Below are 15,613 nucleotides of genomic sequence, written 5' to 3'. Positions count from 1 at the left end.
AAGTGTTAGCCTAATAATCGGCCTAAAGAATTCGTAGTGCTATTGAGTGAGCTCATCATTTTATCGAGGTTTTGGAATTGACGACGGTACATGTCCATGGTGTTTTCGATTTGTTTATTGGTCTGCTCAATACGTTTATCTAAACTTTTCTTTTTCTTTTGGATACCATCGGTGGCGTTGTGTAGTGAACCATCTTTTGTATCTAAAGTACCCTTTAAAAAGTTAAAGTTTTCAGTCCCAAAACCGGTTTCTTTGCCGTCACCTGCAAAAAATACTTTGACGCTTGATGGGTTTTCTTTAAGCGCTTTATCCAGAACCTTATTGTCAATTTCTAAGGTTCCATCTGTTTTCTGTTTGATCCCCATTTTATTCAGCGTGTCGATTTCACCACTATTTTGTGGAGCACGGACTTGAGTACGCATCGTACTTTGAATAACTCGTAACGTGGAATCTCCAATGAGCGGGCCGTTGGTTTTATTAGGAGTTGTTCCACTTTCATTTGGTGTGTATTTTGTCAGTTCTTTCGCTAACGTTTGGAATTCATTATAGGCATCTACCCATGCTTTAATTTTATCTTTAGCGGGCTCGATATCTTCAGAAACCATTAAATGGTCAGCTTTATTGTCTTCGCTTTCTTTTTTTAGTGTCAGTGTTAAACCAGGGAACAAATCTTTGGCTTCATTGGTTTGCGACTCAAGTTCGAATCCATCAATAGTTAACTGTGCATTTTGAGGGGCAACCTTTTGCTCCATACCGCTAGTTTTCTCATCTTTGATGATAATTTTTCCGTCTTTATCAACATCAGATTCCACATTTAGTATTTTAGCCAGTTCATCGTCACCCTCCACATTAATGCTAATGCGGTTGTCAGTACCTTCTTTTTTTGAGGTTACGACAAGGTGGTATTGATTATCTCGGTCTTTAATAACAGATGCGGTAACACCTTTATCTGTTTTATTAATTGCATCAGCGAGCTCGATTAAAGATGTACTTTGGTCATCAAGTTTAATAACAATCTTATCTTTTTCTTCTTTTTGTGAAGGCTGAGTGATCGTGATGGTACGTTCGTTAGCATTACTGCCTAAGAGTTGCTTGTTGTCAGAATGGCCTTTAGTGGCGATAGTTTGTGCTTTAGCAAGTTGCGTCACTAACACATCGTGCACACCGGCGACTGCTTTACCATCGGTTTTTACGTCAAAGGCTTTATATTCACCAGTGACTTTGGTGGTACTGATATCGCCGTATTTTTTTAAGTCCTCAGCGGCTTTTTTCAGTTTTTCTAATGATGATTGCATTTTGCCATAGGCGCTAATTTGCGCGTCATAGCTGGCTTTCTGTGTGGTTAATGGGTCAAGGCGGCGACGCTCCATTGCCTCAATTTGGTCCATTTGCACATTTAAATCTAAGTTTGCCCCGATACCGAGAGTGGATATTCCTGCCATATTTTCTCCTACGCTATGTCTGAGACATAAAACCTGTAATAAAATCTATTTAGAGTCTTATCGGCAAAACGGAGCAAAATTTTAGACTATTCTGAAAAAGAGTGATGGCGGGAGCTGATAAGAGAAAAGTAGTTAATTATCGCTATTGAAATTAAATAATAAGAAAGTTAATAAAGATAAATGAGTGTGTTAAAAACGAAAGTGTTAAAAAATAATGGCATTAAAAGCGGGCGGTAAAGCCATTTCTAACCTTATAGATAAAAATTTTCATCAAAAAGCCTAAAGGGGACTTTTTTGTAGCCGATAACCTAGTTGCTGACGAAATTCATCAAGTTAAGCATTTTGGCTTAACGCATTAATTTGAATAATAAGGATCACATCATGGCACAAGTTATCAACACTAACATTCTGTCTCTGACAACTCAGAACAACTTAAACCGTTCACAAGGCGTATTAGGTTCTGCAATTGAGCGTTTATCTTCTGGCTCACGTATCAACAGCGCTAAAGACGATGCGGCAGGCCAAGCGATTGCTAACCGTTTTACTTCAAACGTTAAAGGTTTAACTCAGGCAGCTCGTAACGCTAACGATGGTATCTCTATCGCACAAACCACTGAAGGTGCATTGAACGAAATCAATGATAACTTACAACGTATTCGTGAGTTAACGGTTCAAGCGAAAAATGGCACTAACTCTAATTCAGATATCACTTCGATTCAGAATGAGGTTGATGAACGTTTAAAAGAAATCGATCGTATCTCTAAAGAAACGCAGTTTAACGGTGTTAAAGTTCTGAGTGGTGAAAAAACAGATATGAGTATCCAAGTGGGTACTAATGATAATGAAGTTATCAATTTTAAATTAGATAAAATTGATACTAAAGTTTTAGAAGTTGAAAAAGAAAAATTATTTGATGCGAAAGTTGCGGGCACAGCTACTTCTAAAGGTGACGCAATAGATGCAACAGTTGCTGATGCTGCGATTACAGGTGCAACTGGCTTCGGTGCGGGTATCACAGCGGTCACTAAATATCAAGAAGATGGTGCAGACGTTGCAAACAAATTTGTTGTAACGAAAGATGATGGTACCGAAGTGGTTGCGACATTAAAAGTAGGTACCGGGGCAGATGCTAATAAAGCAGTTATCGATGCTGAAGAGGGTGAATTTAAAGCTACTGACGGTAAAGCTGGGTTAGAAGTTAAAGCTGATGCTCTGAAAACTTTAGATGACGCAATTAATAAAGTTGATGAAAGCCGTTCTAAATTAGGTGCGATCCAAAACCGTTTCCAATCTACCATCAACAACCTGAACAACTCTGTTAACAACCTGAGTGCAGCACGTAGCCGTATTCAAGATGCTGACTTCGCAACAGAAGTTTCTAACATGAGCCGTGGTCAAATTCTGCAACAAGCAGGTACCGCTGTGTTAGCACAAGCTAACCAAGTTCCACAAGGTGTTTTAAGCCTGTTACGTTAATTCGTGATTGGTTGATTATATTGAAGGCCAGCATTGCTGGCCTTTTCTTTGCCCGTCATATTAGCCGTCATATTTCGCACCATAGCGTTGTTGGCTTCATAAGTTCATCCGAATCACGTACTTATGTACGCTCATCGGTATAAACTTATTTGCCGTCTAGCTATAGCACGAACTCTATAGGCTAAAGAAACATATTTTTAAAGCCAAAACACCAAAAGCTAAAAATGGTTCAAAAAGTGGTTTTAACAAACCAACCACTCCCACTTGTATTGCCAGTAAAATCCCCTGAAAGTTGTGTTAAAACAATCATTAACCTGGTAATTATTCAAATTTGACCTATTTAGGATAAGGCAAATAAAGCCACATTTAGTGCCTTACTCTACGGATTGAATTCAAAACCAACACAGATAATGAATACCTTTTATAAAGCTTGAAGGGTGATTCAGGTTGTGAGTGATTTGTATACTGCCGAAGGTGTGATTAATAAAAATAGCCTATGGGAGCGTTATTACCCTCTAATACGCCATGAAGCCCTGAAACTGCAAGTCAGACTACCCGCCAGTGTTGATATCGACGACTTAATTCAAGCGGGGGGCATTGGTTTACTGCATGCATTGGAACGTTTCGATGTTACCCAAGGGGCATCGTTTGCCACGTATGCAGTGCAGCGAATTCGTGGTTCGATGTTAGATGAATTGCGCAGCCGTGACTGGGTGCCGCGCAGTGTGCGCCGCCAAGCACGAGAAATGACCAAAGCCATTGGTGTGCTGGAGCAATCGTTAGGGCGCAGCGCCACCGAGCCGGAAATCGCCAAAGCGTTGGATATCGACCTTGCGGAGTATCGCCAAGCGCTACTAGATACCAATAATAGTCAACTGTTTTCCTACGATGAGTGGCATGAAATTCACGGGGAAAGCTGTGAGCCGCAAATGGATGAAGACGATGGCGGCAACCCGCTGAGTTTGTTGCTGGATTCTAGCCTACGTGACCAAATCGCGGCGGCAATCAATCAGTTACCAGAACGCGAAAAAATGGTGCTGACACTGTATTACCAAGAAGAGCTGAATCTTAAAGAGATTGGGGCGGTGTTGGATGTAGGGGAGTCGAGGGTGAGTCAGCTGCATAGTCAGGCTATCAAGCGCCTTCGTGGCCGCCTCAGATAGATGCTCGTCATACTTCGCACCACAGCGTTGTTGGCTTCACTAGTTCACCCTAGTCACATACTTGTGTATGCTCCTAGGGCTAAACTAGCTTGCCGCCTAGCTGTAGCACGAATTATTTAGAGCATCAGTATTGAGTACTTTTAAAACTTATTTAAATTTGTTTTTTCTATTATAGGATGAATTGGTTAGGCTGTTGATATTTAAGTTTTTTATACTTCAAGCACATCGCTGCTTTCTAGACTTATGTCTGCTCCGGCTTCCTACCCACAATACGAATTATTTAGAGCATACGCAGAGGGGTATTTTAAAGCTCATTTAAATTTGTTTTTTCTACTATATTTCTACGCTTTTAACGATGTTACTTTCTATTATTCATCCAGTTCTGTCGATCTAGCCAAATAGTTCTCTGCCGTGGTATGCCACGCTCTTGGGGATTGGGTGAAGCCCAGTTTTAAATATTCGGTGAGGTTGCTGTTGGTGGAAAAAAATAAAATCTGGCAATCGGCGGGGAGTTCTTCAGCGACGAGGCGCATTAATTGGCGGTCGATGCCGTGTTTTTGATAATGCGCATCAACGGCCAGTTCGCAGATATAACAACAAGAACTAAAATCCGTTACTGTGCGGACAAACCCTACCACCTGCTCGCCATCCCATGCACTAACCAATAAATCCGCATTATTCAGCATCGCATCTAATTGGGTAAGATTATCGGTTGGCACGGCTTCTTTAAACGGTGACTGGCGAATTAACCGAATAAAATCCTCAATAGAGATGGCAAAATTGACTTTATAGTTCAGGCGACTGGCAATAGCATCCATAGAGTTCCCTTTGTAATCAAACGATACTCTTATAGGTTTAGCCTGAAATAACGTAAATTTCCTGTTTTTTGTGGAATTTTATCATAGCCTAGCTATTCCAATTACTGCGTAAATGTCCTAAGTTAAATTCAAGGTAGTTGTGATGTTTAGCCCAACTGGGTAAATACCATAAGAATTCTATTCAACAGACAAGTGAACGAGATATGACTATGGAACTAAAGGATTATTACAGCATCATGGGTGTTAAACGCACTGATGATTTAAAAACCATTAAGACTGCGTATCGCCGTTTAGCGCGAAAATATCATCCTGACGTTAGTAAAGAACCGGATGCCGAAGCGCGCTTTAAAGAAATTGCAGAGGCATGGGCGGTACTTGGTGACAAAGAAAAACGCGCAGAATACGATGAAATGTGGGAACACAGGAATGACCCTTATTTTAACCAAGCTAACCAAGGCCAACAGAGCCATACCTATTCCCAGCAAGGGTTTGATGCAGGCGGCTTTGATGACATTTTTTCATCGATGTTTTCTCAACGAGCACGGGGTGGCAGCACAAGACAGGCGCGCAGTCATCGTGGGCAGGATTTAGAAGTTGAATTGGCTATTTTCCTTGAAGAAAGTCAAGAGTCGCATAAGCGTACCATCAGTTATAACCTACCGGTCTATAACGCTTTTGGTTTTATCGAAAATGAAGTTCCCAAAACACTTAATGTCACTATCCCAGCAGGCGTGATTGACGGGCAACGCATCCGTTTAAAAGGGCAAGGCACTGCGGGGGAAAATGGCGGTGAAAATGGCGATTTGTGGATAACCATCCGCATTGCACCACACCCATTATTTGATATCAAAGGCCATGATTTAGAAGTGGTCGTGCCGCTTGCTCCATGGGAGGCAGCCCTCGGAACTAAAGTCACCATTCCAACATTAAAAGACCCAATTGTGATCACTGTTCCTGCTAATAGCCAAGCCGGACAAAAATTACGTATTAAAGGTAAAGGACTGAAACATAAAGGTACAGCAGGGGATTTGTATGCGATTATAAAAATCGTGATGCCAAATAGCAGTAATGCAGAAGCGGATGCGCTGTGGCAGAAATTGGCGGAGACTCAGCAGAGTTTTGACCCACGTAAAAATTGGGGAGGCAAATAATGGAACAGTTCACATCATTAACCGTTATTGATTTCTGTATTCACACGGGTATTGCGGAAGAGGAATTACGGGAAATTGTCGGCCTTGGGATAGTTCAACCCATTGAAACTGCTAATGAATGGTTATTTGATGATCACGCAGTGATCATCGTGAGAAGGGCAGTGCGACTTTACCATGAGCTCGAAATTGACTGGCCGGGAATTGCAATGGCAATGAGCTTGATGGAGCAAAATGAGCGGCTTCAGCGTGAAAATGAGATGCTGCGGCTACAACTAAAACGTTTTATTGGTTAGTTAGCTAATAGTTTAATTGTTCACCACCACGAACCTTAATAAGTAAATTAGGTTTGTGGTGGTTATAGTTGCATCTAAAATCTAAATTATTAGTAAATTGTATTATATTTTTGATTAATTTGATAAAGCTAATAATTAAATAATATTTTAATGAACACGAACAACAAAAAAGCCCTTACCATCCAGTAAGGGCGTAATAACGACAACGAGATTTTTTATTGTTAATTAAATGGTTGCAGCTTCAGCAATTAACTTACCAAGCTCTTGCCAGTTCTCACTATCAATAAGGTCATTGGGCACCATCCATGAACCGCCGCACACTAATACAGAAGGTAGTGCTGTGTATTCTTTAATATTTTTCACACCAATACCGCCAGTTGGCATAAATTTAACCGGGTAAACGGCGCTGAGTGCTTTGAGCATGGCAACCCCGCCAGAGGCTTCGGCTGGAAAGAATTTCAACGTGGTGAGATTAAATTCAAGGGCTTGTTCTACTAAACTTGGATTATTCACACCAGGAATAATGATCACGTTCTTTTGTTGGCAATAGGCGACAATTTTGGGGTTAAAGCCCGGGCTGACGATAAAATCCACACCCGCTTCAATGGCTTGGTCAACTTGCTCTGTGGTTAATACGGTACCTGCAGCAATCAGTAATTCAGGGTAGGCAGCACGCATATTTTTAATCGCTTGTACCGCGGCCGAGGTGCGGAAGGTGACCTCTGCACATGGCAGGCCATTATCCACTAAGGCTTTTGCTAATGGCGCACCATGCTCTGCACTATTAATGGTGATAACAGGAACAACATTGAGTTTCTTAATTCTTTCAAGTAATTGATTCATGGTTAAAGCCTCTTAACATGTTTCTAAAGCAGTGGTTGGCATAGCTTCGGATGGAATAATCGCTCCCCGGTGTTGGATGACGGTTCCAGCCAGTAAATGACCTGTTTTTGCCGCTTCGCATGGGCTGCCACCTAAAATACGGCAAGCAAGGTAGCCGGCACTGAAAGAATCCCCTGCGGCAGTGGTATCAACCACATGGCTTATTTTATTGGCAGGAACTTCAATGCGTTCGTTATCAATAACCACAAAACAGGCATCGGCACCGCGCTTAATCACAATCTCATTCACGCCATATTGTTGGGTACGGGCAATTGCATCGGTTTCATCAATATCACCGTAAAGCAGTTGTTCGTCATCAAAGGTCAGAAAAGCGATCTCGGTTAACGTGAGAATTTGCTGGTATGCTTGTTGAGCGGCTTGTTTCGATGGCCAAAGTGCTGGGCGATAGTTATTATCAAATACAATTTTGGCGCCATTCTGCTTAGCTTGTTGTAACATTTCAAATAGTAACTGACGTGAAGCGTCAGGCAAAATGGCTAGGCTGATGCCACTTAAATAGATAAATTGTTGTGAATTTAGAATTTGCTGTGTGTGGGCTTTGCTGTTTTGATCAAGGCACACTGCATCAAGCCAAAATTTTGCCGCGGCATTATCTCGCCAATAGAAAAAACGGCGCTCGCCATCAGCAGCGGTTTCGATCAAATACATCCCGGGCAAATGTTTGTCTGAAATAAACACTTCTTCAGTATTGATGCCTTCTTGTTGCCAACTGTTTAGCATTTGTTGGCTGAATGGGTCTTTGCCTAAACCGGTGATGTAACGGGTTATCACACTGTGATCTTTGGTTAAACGAGACAGGTATAGTGCGGTATTTAGCGTATCCCCACCAAACGTTTGTTTATAAAGCTCACCCGATTTTTGCAACTCAACCATGCATTCGCCAATAACGGCAACTTGCGGATATGCACTCATTTTCACCACCGAATTAGTAAACTATTGCTGACTTGATAGTGCTATTAAAGCGCATTTCATTGCCAATTTCAATAAAAATGAAACGATGTTTTAAAAATATCGAATCATCGTTCTTGTTTTTGTATGAAGAGACAATTATGCTACTCAAACTTAGGTGATATCAGTTAGTTTCGTTAATTTGGGGTATAATATTGCTATCAATTTATAGGATGCAATTTATAGGATGATGGAAAGGTAATGGATAAGACAACACAAACGGATGCCGTGTCAGCGGTAGTAAAGGTATTTAGTATTCTTAGTGCCCTTGGAGAGCAAAAGGAGATTGGCGTATCTGAATTGTCCCAACGTTTGTTGATGTCAAAAGCCACTACATTTCGTTTTTTGCAAACGATGAAGCAGTTGGGGTATGTCGAACAAGAAGGTGAGGCAGATAAGTATTCACTGACCTTGAAGCTCTTCGAATTAGGTGCGAAATCCCTCGAGTATGTTGATTTAGTTGAAATTGCAGATAAGGAAATGCGCCATATAGGCCAACTGACGAATGAAGCGGTGCATTTGGGTGCATTAGATGAAGACGCCATTATTTATATTCATAAAATCGACTCGAGTTATAATTTGCGTATGTATTCACGAGTTGGGCGTCGTAACCCATTATATTGCACTGCAATCGGTAAGATTTTACTCGCTTGGCAAGATGAACAAACGATTCGTCTAGCATTGAAAGATGAAACCTTTAGCCAAAAAACAGCAACGACGATTTTAACCTTAGAGGACTTGCTGGCGGAATTAGCCACAGTTCGTGAGTGCCATTATGCGCAGGACCGAGAAGAGCAGGAGTTAGGCCTGCGCTGCATTGCAGTACCAGTGTATGACAGGTTAGGCCATGTGATTGCAGGGTTATCGATTTCATTCCCAACTATTCGTTTTGATGAACACCGCATTGGCGATTATGTCGAATTACTGAAAACAGCCGGGCGTAATATTTCACAGAAAATGGGTTATCACCAATATCCATAATATTGGTGATATGGGCTATTTATGAATTAAGTTGTTGAGTAAATAAATCGGTATATTCAAATTCATAGGTTTGTTCTGGGTTGCCAGAGCTTATGGCCTCTGGGAAAGGTTTATTTCCCGGGCGGTCACGGGTTAAGCTCCACATTGACACCAAGTTAAGGCCATTATTTTTAGCAAATTCAGCGAGAATATTGACATCATTAAAGTTAAACATGGTGAGGTCATCATTGAGACCAATCATGGGTGTAATTTGTACATAATTATATAGTTCGTTATCGTCTATCCCTGGATATAGCGGTTTTAGTTGGTTTTTGATGCTATTGGCGGCTTTTACCGCTGCATCCCCAAGGCTCGTGATATTCGGGTCGTAGTAGTCCATTGCCATCCCATTAACCTTCATCATTAAACCCGCATCAACCGATTTTTTCACGAGTGCTAAGCCTGTGCTGGTTAGCCCTGTTGGCATAGTCGGCAAGGTTAAGCTGAGGGTGATTTGTGGATTATTATCTACAATGACTTTTAAGGCATAAAATGCATTATCAGCATCGTACAGACCATTCTCGAAATCTAAATCAATATGTGAGGCATTGAGTGTATCAATGGCTTCTTGGTAGGTGTTGATGAGTTGTTCTTGTGTTTGTACCAATGAAACATCTTGGTTAGCAGCTCCCCCAAATGAAACAGCAACTTTAACACCGCCAGCAATCAGTTCATCACACAAAGGTTTAGCCCAGCTAATTGGCATGGATGGCTGGGCTGACCATGCTGCTTTTTTATCTAATGTGGCGGTTAAAAAACCAAGAGACAGTATATCTACCCCATACTTAATAGCGGCTTGGCTATATTTTGCATTAGGCCTGCCATTTGGGTAATTTTGCCAATCATTCCAAGTTGCATCAACACTGACATCCATATAAGGACCAAAATAAGTTTTATGCATTGTATACCCTTAGTTTATTAATTTATAAAAGGAAATTTTAGCCTATGCTCTACGGTGTAATTGATAGGACAAGGTCACTTTTATAGAAAATTGACTCTGTAACAAGAACAAAAATTATTAGTAACCTAATAGGTTATAGGTCGGTTATGAGCATGGAAATGGAAGTGATTCGCTGTCGACTGCGTTCAGAAAGCCGGATCATATACTGATATTTGCTTGTTCGCCTACCTCCACTTTTTATCTAGGAGCTGGCGCTTTGCCTTCTTTCAAATTTGTATTACTCCAATTAGCAGAGACGCTTAGATTGCCATTTGCATCATCATATGCCGTGTAAACACCCTTTTTGAGATTAATATTTCATCTTCGCATTGCCATAAAAATAACCAACAGATTTAAAATAAACCCATAATGGAACTAATTAATTATTCTGATTTGTTTTGAAGTTGAGCTTATATACTTGGACAAAATTGAAGAGGATAACAAGGTTGAAAAGTAACAGAAATTAATGGGTTGATGTGGGGGATGGTTGGTGAAAAAACACCCTTAGTATTCGGATAAGTCAATAACAGCGATGTATCAATCAATTGATTTAATAACTTATGTAAATTACTTATTTGAATATTAAGGTTTTTATAAATTTCACTTATTATTATTCAACATTCAGTGCTGCTGCTGACATATAATATTCACTTATGGACACAGCAGGAAATTGATATGTTTAAAAAGGTTATTGTTATTATTTTTCTTTGTTTCACTTCTTATGGCTTTGCCAGCGACTTTACATTTAAAGAAAAGTCACCCGCTGATCGCGAGTTTGATAAAGACTACCAAGGAATTAAAGAATTACAGGCACAACAAAAGTTTGTCTTTGATCCCAAAAAGAAACTTTCTCAAGAAGAACAAAGTTATCAAGCGTTGTTAGAACAGCGAAATGCAGATGAAAACGCGTTTCCACAGCGTTTTAATGTGTGTGATGTTAACCCGACGGGAGCAGGGTGCCCTAATTCAATGGCTTGGATGAATGACCGCGAGCAAATGAAAAAAATGCTGGAGCAAGCAGGTCGTCCTTATTAATTATTGGTTTATGTGTTGGCTCTAAGGGAGCATAGCCCCCTTAGAGTTCATATTATACAGATTCAGGGAATGTTAAGGTTGCACCGGGAGCTTCACGGCTTAAATGTATGAAATTCATATGTTTTTCATATTGATCGAGAATATCACTGATCACTTGTTCTTTAGTGTAATCCATTAAATCATTCCCTTGCGAGCCTTCCCATAAGAAAGTTTCTAAGCGGTAATAATGGGATTTTCCTGAACGTGCGCGATAGGTAAAACCAGGAACCGAATAGCGCTGAGGCCATACTTGGTAAATAAAGCTTTGTTCTTCGCCAAGGTCGACCGTTAACTCTAAATGGTCTAATCGCTCATCAGCAATCGGTGGTAAGGTGTTAAATTCCACTTTTGCTCCCCTTAAACTGAGCTCTTTTGCCACTTCTTGCATGGCTGGAATACAGACTAAATCAAGCATTCGCTGGGTATACGTTGTTCCAGGGAAATTCATCACTCGTCCCAAACGCTGTTTCCAATTGAGTGTTCCATTGCCATACAGTGGTGCTGGCGCATTGGTATTTAACGAACTAACTCGTCTAAAGTCCTCAACTTTTAATGACTTATATAGCCCAGCCATAATAAAGAAGATAACAAAACTGAATGGTAAGCCCATGATCACTGTCGTATTTTGTAACGCAGCGACGCCATCTGTCATTAACATCCCTAAGGTGAGTAAACCAATCGCGACAGACCAAAAAATCCGCAACCAATTGGGCGCATCGTTGTTAATATCACTGAGTTTTGAGGTGAAATTGCCTAACACCAAAGAACCGGAGTCCGCTGAGGTGACATAGAACAACAACCCAGTAATTGTGGCGACGGAAGCGGTTAGGCCAAAGCCGGGGTAAAGCTCAAGTAGTGAATAGAAGCCTTTTTCGGGTGCGTCGAGCACGGTTTTAGCAAGTTCGCTATTACCGTGAATGATTTCATACAATGCACTATTACCAAAAATAGATAACCACAATAGTGTGAAAACAAACGGAATAATTAAAGTGCCAATCACAAATTGTCTAATCGTTCGACCGCGAGATATACGCGCGAGGAATAAGCCAACAAATGGTGACCATGCGACCCACCAAGCCCAGAAAAACAGCGTCCAGCTATTCATCCAATCGGTTGGGCGATCAAAGGCAAAGCTGTTGAGAGTCATCCCCATAAAGCGATTGACATAGTCCCCCACATTCAGTACTAAGGCATTAAGTAAGAACTCGGTATCTCCGACAAATAAGATAAATAAAATCAAGCCAAGTGCCAAAAGCACATTGAGCTCTGATAACACGCGAATACCTTTATTTACCCCTGATGTAGCGGAGATCACTGCCATAATCACCGACAGCAGAATCAATCCACTTTGCACGGGAAGCCCTTGGGGTAAATCGAATAATACTTTGAGTCCATAATTTAACTGAACAACACCGATCCCCAGAGTTGTTGCGATACCGAAAATCGTCCCTAGTACTGCAGCAATATCCACGGTATGGCCAATCGGGCCGTCAATCCGTTTGCCAAAAATAGGATAAAGTGCGGAGCGAATGGTTAACGGCAAGTTATAACGATAACTGAAATAACCCAGTGCAATCCCCATTAAGGCATACATAGACCAGCCCGTTAGGCCATAGTGGAACAGGGTCCACACCATCGCCTGACGAGCTGCTTCTAAGGTTTCGCCTTCACCCGTTGGCGGCAGCATGTATTGAGTGACCGGCTCAGCGACAGAGAAAAACATTAAATCGATACCAATTCCTGCGGCGAATAGCATCGCAGACCAACTTAGTACGCTAAATTCAGGTTTAGATTGCTCGGGGCCGAGCTTGATATTACCAAAGCGCGAAGTGGCAACGAAAATGACGAAAACAATATACAGCGTCGCTGCTAACAAGTAATACCAACCAAAGGTTTTGGATACCCACCCAAGGGCAGCAACGATCCACTGATTTGCTGTTTCGGTCATCAAGATGGTGAAAAAAGAAAACGCCAGAATAAGGCCGGCGGAAGTAAAAAAAACCACAGAATTCAATTTATCCTTCTGCTTATTTTTTGGACTATTTTGAGTTGTCATTGGTAGTTCCACATTTTTATTTATTTAACAGGTTAAAATTACTTTCTAAGCTAATTAATTGATTTATCAGCTAAGATTTGATTTTTGTTATCCTCTCCTTTATGCTAATTGTGAACGAATTGTTGTAAACAATAGTTAATATTGATTGAACATTCAATTAAAAAAACGTTTAATACAAGGGATCAATGTATTTTTTAGGTTCAAATACCATGCCGAAGATAGGAATGCAGTCGATACGTAAACAGCAGTTAATCCAAGCCACGTTGGCAGTGATTAATGAAGTTGGAATGCAGGAAGCCAGTTTTGTGTTAATTGCCCGTAAAGCCGGGGTTTCTACAGGAATTATTAGTCATTATTTTCGTGATAAAAATGGCTTACTTGAAGCCACTATGCGCCATATTCAATATCAATTGGGGTTTGCGGTAGCAATACGCCTACGCATGTTAGCTGGGGCGGAGCCAAAATTACGCATTCAAGCGATTGTTGAAGGTAACTTCGACCCAACGCAAACCAGTGAGGCGGCGATGAAAACATGGTTAGCCTTCTGGGCTAGCAGTATGCATCAACCAAATTTAAACCGTTTACAGCAGGTCAATGACCGGCGTTTGTATTCAAATTTAAGTTATGAGTTTGGGCGAGTGTTAAGCAAAGTGGATGCGCGGATGGCTGCGAAGGGACTAGCTGCTTTAATTGATGGCTTATGGTTACGGAGTGCTTTGAGTAATGAGCAATTTCCTGTCAAGGATGCACTCAAGATCACCAACGAGTATATCGATATGCAACTGAAACGTGCAGAGGTTATCGGAACCTAATGACCAATTCAGAGGAGATAATATGCAACATCCACCGATACATAAGCTTTATATTCATGGTGGCTATGTCGACAGTTCACAACCTGAATGCGGGCAATTTCCTGCAATCAACCCTGCAAATGGTGAAACTATCGCGCATTTGCAGTCTGCAACGCTTGAAGATATCCAATGGGCGGTAGAAAGCGCCAAACAAGGCCAGAAAGTATGGGCGGCAATGACCGCAATAGAACGTTCACGTATTTTACGCCGTGCGGTGGATATCTTACGGGAACGTAACGACGAACTGGCTTACCTCGAAACGCTTGATACGGGGAAACCACTTTCTGAAACTCGTTATGTAGATATCGTTACAGGAGCGGATGTCCTTGAATATTATGCAGGGTTAATCCCTATGTTAGAAGGGCAGCAGATCCCTCTACGTGATAGCGCGTTTGCCTATACCCGTCGTGAACCGCTAGGAGTGGTGGCAGGGATTGGCGCATGGAATTACCCCATCCAAATCGCCTTATGGAAATCTGCACCTGCTCTGGCAGCTGGTAATGCTATGGTATTCAAACCTAGTGAAATCACTTCGTTAACGGCCTTAAAGTTAGCTGAAATCTATACGGAAGCGGGCGTGCCTGCAGGAGTATTTAACGTGGTGACCGGGCAAGGCGGTGAAGTGGGCCAATGGTTAACAGAGCACCCTGATATTGCCAAAGTTTCATTCACAGGGGGGATCGCAACGGGTAAAAAAGTGATGGCGAATGCGTCAGCCTCTTCATTAAAAGAGGTGACGATGGAACTAGGTGGTAAATCACCTCTCATTATTTTTGATGATGCAGACTTAGATAAAGCCGCGGATATTGCCATGATGGCGAATTTTTATAGTTCAGGCCAAGTGTGTACCAATGGAACAAGGGTTTTTGTTCCTGAATCGCTTAAATCGCAGTTTGAAGACAAGATCATTGAGCGTGTAGCTCGGATTAACATAGGTTCACCTGTTGACGAAAATACTAACTTTGGGCCATTAGTCAGCTTTGCTCATATGGAAAATGTATTGCGTTATATTGCGTTAGGTAAACAGCAAGGCGCGAAACTATTGTGTGGTGGTGAACGCTTAATGGAAGGTGATTTTGCGCAAGGTGCGTATGTTGCACCAACGGTATTCACCGATTGCCATGATGAAATGCAGATCACGCAGGAAGAAATTTTTGGTCCTGTCATGAGTATTTTGAGTTATCAATCAGAAGATGAAGTGATTGCTCGTGCAAACAATAGCGTATATGGGCTTGCAGCTGGGGTCGTGACACAAGATTTAACGCGTGCACATCGGGTTATCCATCAATTAGAAGCAGGAATTTGTTGGATTAATACATGGGGTGAATCACCTGCTCAAATGCCTGTGGGCGGATATAAGCATTCCGGCGTTGGTCGTGAAAATGGCATTATGACGCTACAAAATTACACGCAAATCAAATCTATCCAAGTAGAACTCGGGGAGTTTTCATCCGTATTTTAATCACATCATTTTAATT

The 15,613-nt window shown here is 41.5% G+C and carries 14 protein-coding genes; 8 read left to right on the top strand and 6 right to left on the bottom strand.

Going from position 1 to position 15,613, the window contains the following annotated elements; translation table 11 throughout:
* Nucleotides 1–5: 5 nt before the first annotated feature.
* Complete coding sequence (gene fliD, locus P3L37_RS11920) at nucleotides 6–1,442, bottom strand: flagellar filament capping protein FliD (RefSeq protein WP_109911177.1); 1,437 nt, start codon at nucleotides 1,440–1,442, stop codon at nucleotides 6–8.
* A 381-nt stretch (nucleotides 1,443–1,823) separates the two neighbouring features.
* Here fliD and P3L37_RS11915 point away from each other — a divergent pair, with 381 nt between their 5' ends.
* Nucleotides 1,824–2,918, top strand: coding sequence for a FliC/FljB family flagellin (locus tag P3L37_RS11915; protein ID WP_004909974.1), 1,095 nt, complete (start codon nucleotides 1,824–1,826; stop codon nucleotides 2,916–2,918).
* Between the two features lie 449 nt (nucleotides 2,919–3,367).
* Nucleotides 3,368–4,081 (top strand): RNA polymerase sigma factor FliA, encoded by a 714-nt coding sequence (locus tag P3L37_RS11910; RefSeq protein WP_109911178.1) that lies wholly within the window; start codon nucleotides 3,368–3,370, stop codon nucleotides 4,079–4,081.
* A 368-nt stretch (nucleotides 4,082–4,449) separates the two neighbouring features.
* On the opposite strand, the gene P3L37_RS11905 is transcribed toward P3L37_RS11910, so the two are convergent.
* Nucleotides 4,450–4,899: a GNAT family N-acetyltransferase gene (locus P3L37_RS11905; protein ID WP_110731854.1), complete on the bottom strand. Its 450-nt coding sequence runs from the start codon at nucleotides 4,897–4,899 to the stop codon at nucleotides 4,450–4,452.
* 209 nt (nucleotides 4,900–5,108) lie between these two features.
* Between P3L37_RS11905 and cbpA the strand changes: the two genes are divergently transcribed.
* Both cbpA and P3L37_RS11895 read left to right on the top strand, forming a co-directional pair.
* Nucleotides 5,109–6,050, top strand: coding sequence for a curved DNA-binding protein (cbpA, locus tag P3L37_RS11900; RefSeq protein ID WP_123382179.1), 942 nt, complete (start codon nucleotides 5,109–5,111; stop codon nucleotides 6,048–6,050).
* Nucleotides 6,050–6,343: a chaperone modulator CbpM gene (locus P3L37_RS11895; protein WP_004910002.1), complete on the top strand. Its 294-nt coding sequence runs from the start codon at nucleotides 6,050–6,052 to the stop codon at nucleotides 6,341–6,343. The genes cbpA and P3L37_RS11895 overlap by 1 nt, the downstream gene beginning before the upstream one ends.
* 225 nt (nucleotides 6,344–6,568) lie before the next feature.
* Here P3L37_RS11895 and P3L37_RS11890 read toward each other — a convergent pair whose 3' ends face one another.
* Nucleotides 6,569–7,186, bottom strand: coding sequence for a bifunctional 4-hydroxy-2-oxoglutarate aldolase/2-dehydro-3-deoxy-phosphogluconate aldolase (locus P3L37_RS11890; RefSeq protein WP_110731856.1), 618 nt, complete (start codon nucleotides 7,184–7,186; stop codon nucleotides 6,569–6,571).
* A 12-nt stretch (nucleotides 7,187–7,198) separates the two neighbouring features.
* Entirely contained in the window at nucleotides 7,199–8,158 is a 960-nt protein-coding gene (locus P3L37_RS11885; RefSeq protein ID WP_109911181.1) for a sugar kinase, read from the bottom strand.
* Between the two features lie 237 nt (nucleotides 8,159–8,395).
* On the opposite strand from P3L37_RS11885, the gene kdgR reads away from it, so the two are divergent.
* Nucleotides 8,396–9,175 (top strand): DNA-binding transcriptional regulator KdgR, encoded by a 780-nt coding sequence (kdgR, locus tag P3L37_RS11880; protein WP_110731857.1) that lies wholly within the window; start codon nucleotides 8,396–8,398, stop codon nucleotides 9,173–9,175.
* A gap of 19 nt (nucleotides 9,176–9,194) precedes the next feature.
* Here the strand turns inward: kdgR and P3L37_RS11875 are convergent, their stop codons facing one another.
* Entirely contained in the window at nucleotides 9,195–10,115 is a 921-nt protein-coding gene (locus P3L37_RS11875; RefSeq protein ID WP_109911183.1) for a chitinase, read from the bottom strand.
* 714 nt (nucleotides 10,116–10,829) lie between these two features.
* Between P3L37_RS11875 and P3L37_RS11870 the strand changes: the two genes are divergently transcribed.
* Complete coding sequence (locus P3L37_RS11870; RefSeq protein WP_232800765.1) at nucleotides 10,830–11,189, top strand: hypothetical protein; 360 nt, start codon at nucleotides 10,830–10,832, stop codon at nucleotides 11,187–11,189.
* A gap of 52 nt (nucleotides 11,190–11,241) precedes the next feature.
* Here the strand turns inward: P3L37_RS11870 and P3L37_RS11865 are convergent, their stop codons facing one another.
* Nucleotides 11,242–13,284 carry a choline transporter gene (locus P3L37_RS11865; RefSeq protein ID WP_109911184.1) on the bottom strand — a complete coding sequence of 681 codons (2,043 nt, stop codon included), beginning with the start codon at nucleotides 13,282–13,284 and terminating at the stop codon, nucleotides 11,242–11,244.
* A gap of 209 nt (nucleotides 13,285–13,493) precedes the next feature.
* Here P3L37_RS11865 and betI point away from each other — a divergent pair, with 209 nt between their 5' ends.
* Nucleotides 13,494–14,096: a transcriptional regulator BetI gene (gene betI / locus P3L37_RS11860; RefSeq protein WP_164528940.1), complete on the top strand. Its 603-nt coding sequence runs from the start codon at nucleotides 13,494–13,496 to the stop codon at nucleotides 14,094–14,096.
* Nucleotides 14,097–14,118: 22 nt separating this feature from the next.
* Complete coding sequence (gene betB, locus P3L37_RS11855; protein ID WP_272537819.1) at nucleotides 14,119–15,597, top strand: betaine-aldehyde dehydrogenase; 1,479 nt, start codon at nucleotides 14,119–14,121, stop codon at nucleotides 15,595–15,597.
* Nucleotides 15,598–15,613 lie beyond the last annotated feature (16 nt).

It is taken from the genome of Providencia sp. PROV114, from assembly GCF_032704305.1.
Taxonomy (GTDB): Bacteria; Pseudomonadota; Gammaproteobacteria; order Enterobacterales; family Enterobacteriaceae; genus Providencia; species Providencia rettgeri.
Note: the sequence above shows the minus strand (reverse complement) of the source record. Positions and strands in the feature narration are given on the sequence as shown.

Coding starts and splice junctions, on each gene's coding strand:
- P3L37_RS11885 (WP_109911181.1), bottom strand. CDS start 8,158: ATGAGTGCATATCCGCAAGTTGCCGTTATTGGCGAATGCATGGTTGAG.
- P3L37_RS11905 (WP_110731854.1), bottom strand. CDS start 4,899: ATGGATGCTATTGCCAGTCGCCTGAACTATAAAGTCAATTTTGCCATC.
- fliD (WP_109911177.1), bottom strand. CDS start 1,442: ATGGCAGGAATATCCACTCTCGGTATCGGGGCAAACTTAGATTTAAAT.
- P3L37_RS11865 (WP_109911184.1), bottom strand. CDS start 13,284: ATGACAACTCAAAATAGTCCAAAAAATAAGCAGAAGGATAAATTGAAT.
- P3L37_RS11875 (WP_109911183.1), bottom strand. CDS start 10,115: ATGCATAAAACTTATTTTGGTCCTTATATGGATGTCAGTGTTGATGCA.
- kdgR (WP_110731857.1), top strand. CDS start 8,396: ATGGATAAGACAACACAAACGGATGCCGTGTCAGCGGTAGTAAAGGTA.
- betI (WP_164528940.1), top strand. CDS start 13,494: ATGCCGAAGATAGGAATGCAGTCGATACGTAAACAGCAGTTAATCCAA.
- P3L37_RS11890 (WP_110731856.1), bottom strand. CDS start 7,186: ATGAATCAATTACTTGAAAGAATTAAGAAACTCAATGTTGTTCCTGTT.
- P3L37_RS11915 (WP_004909974.1), top strand. CDS start 1,824: ATGGCACAAGTTATCAACACTAACATTCTGTCTCTGACAACTCAGAAC.
- P3L37_RS11895 (WP_004910002.1), top strand. CDS start 6,050: ATGGAACAGTTCACATCATTAACCGTTATTGATTTCTGTATTCACACG.
- cbpA (WP_123382179.1), top strand. CDS start 5,109: ATGGAACTAAAGGATTATTACAGCATCATGGGTGTTAAACGCACTGAT.
- betB (WP_272537819.1), top strand. CDS start 14,119: ATGCAACATCCACCGATACATAAGCTTTATATTCATGGTGGCTATGTC.
- P3L37_RS11870 (WP_232800765.1), top strand. CDS start 10,830: ATGTTTAAAAAGGTTATTGTTATTATTTTTCTTTGTTTCACTTCTTAT.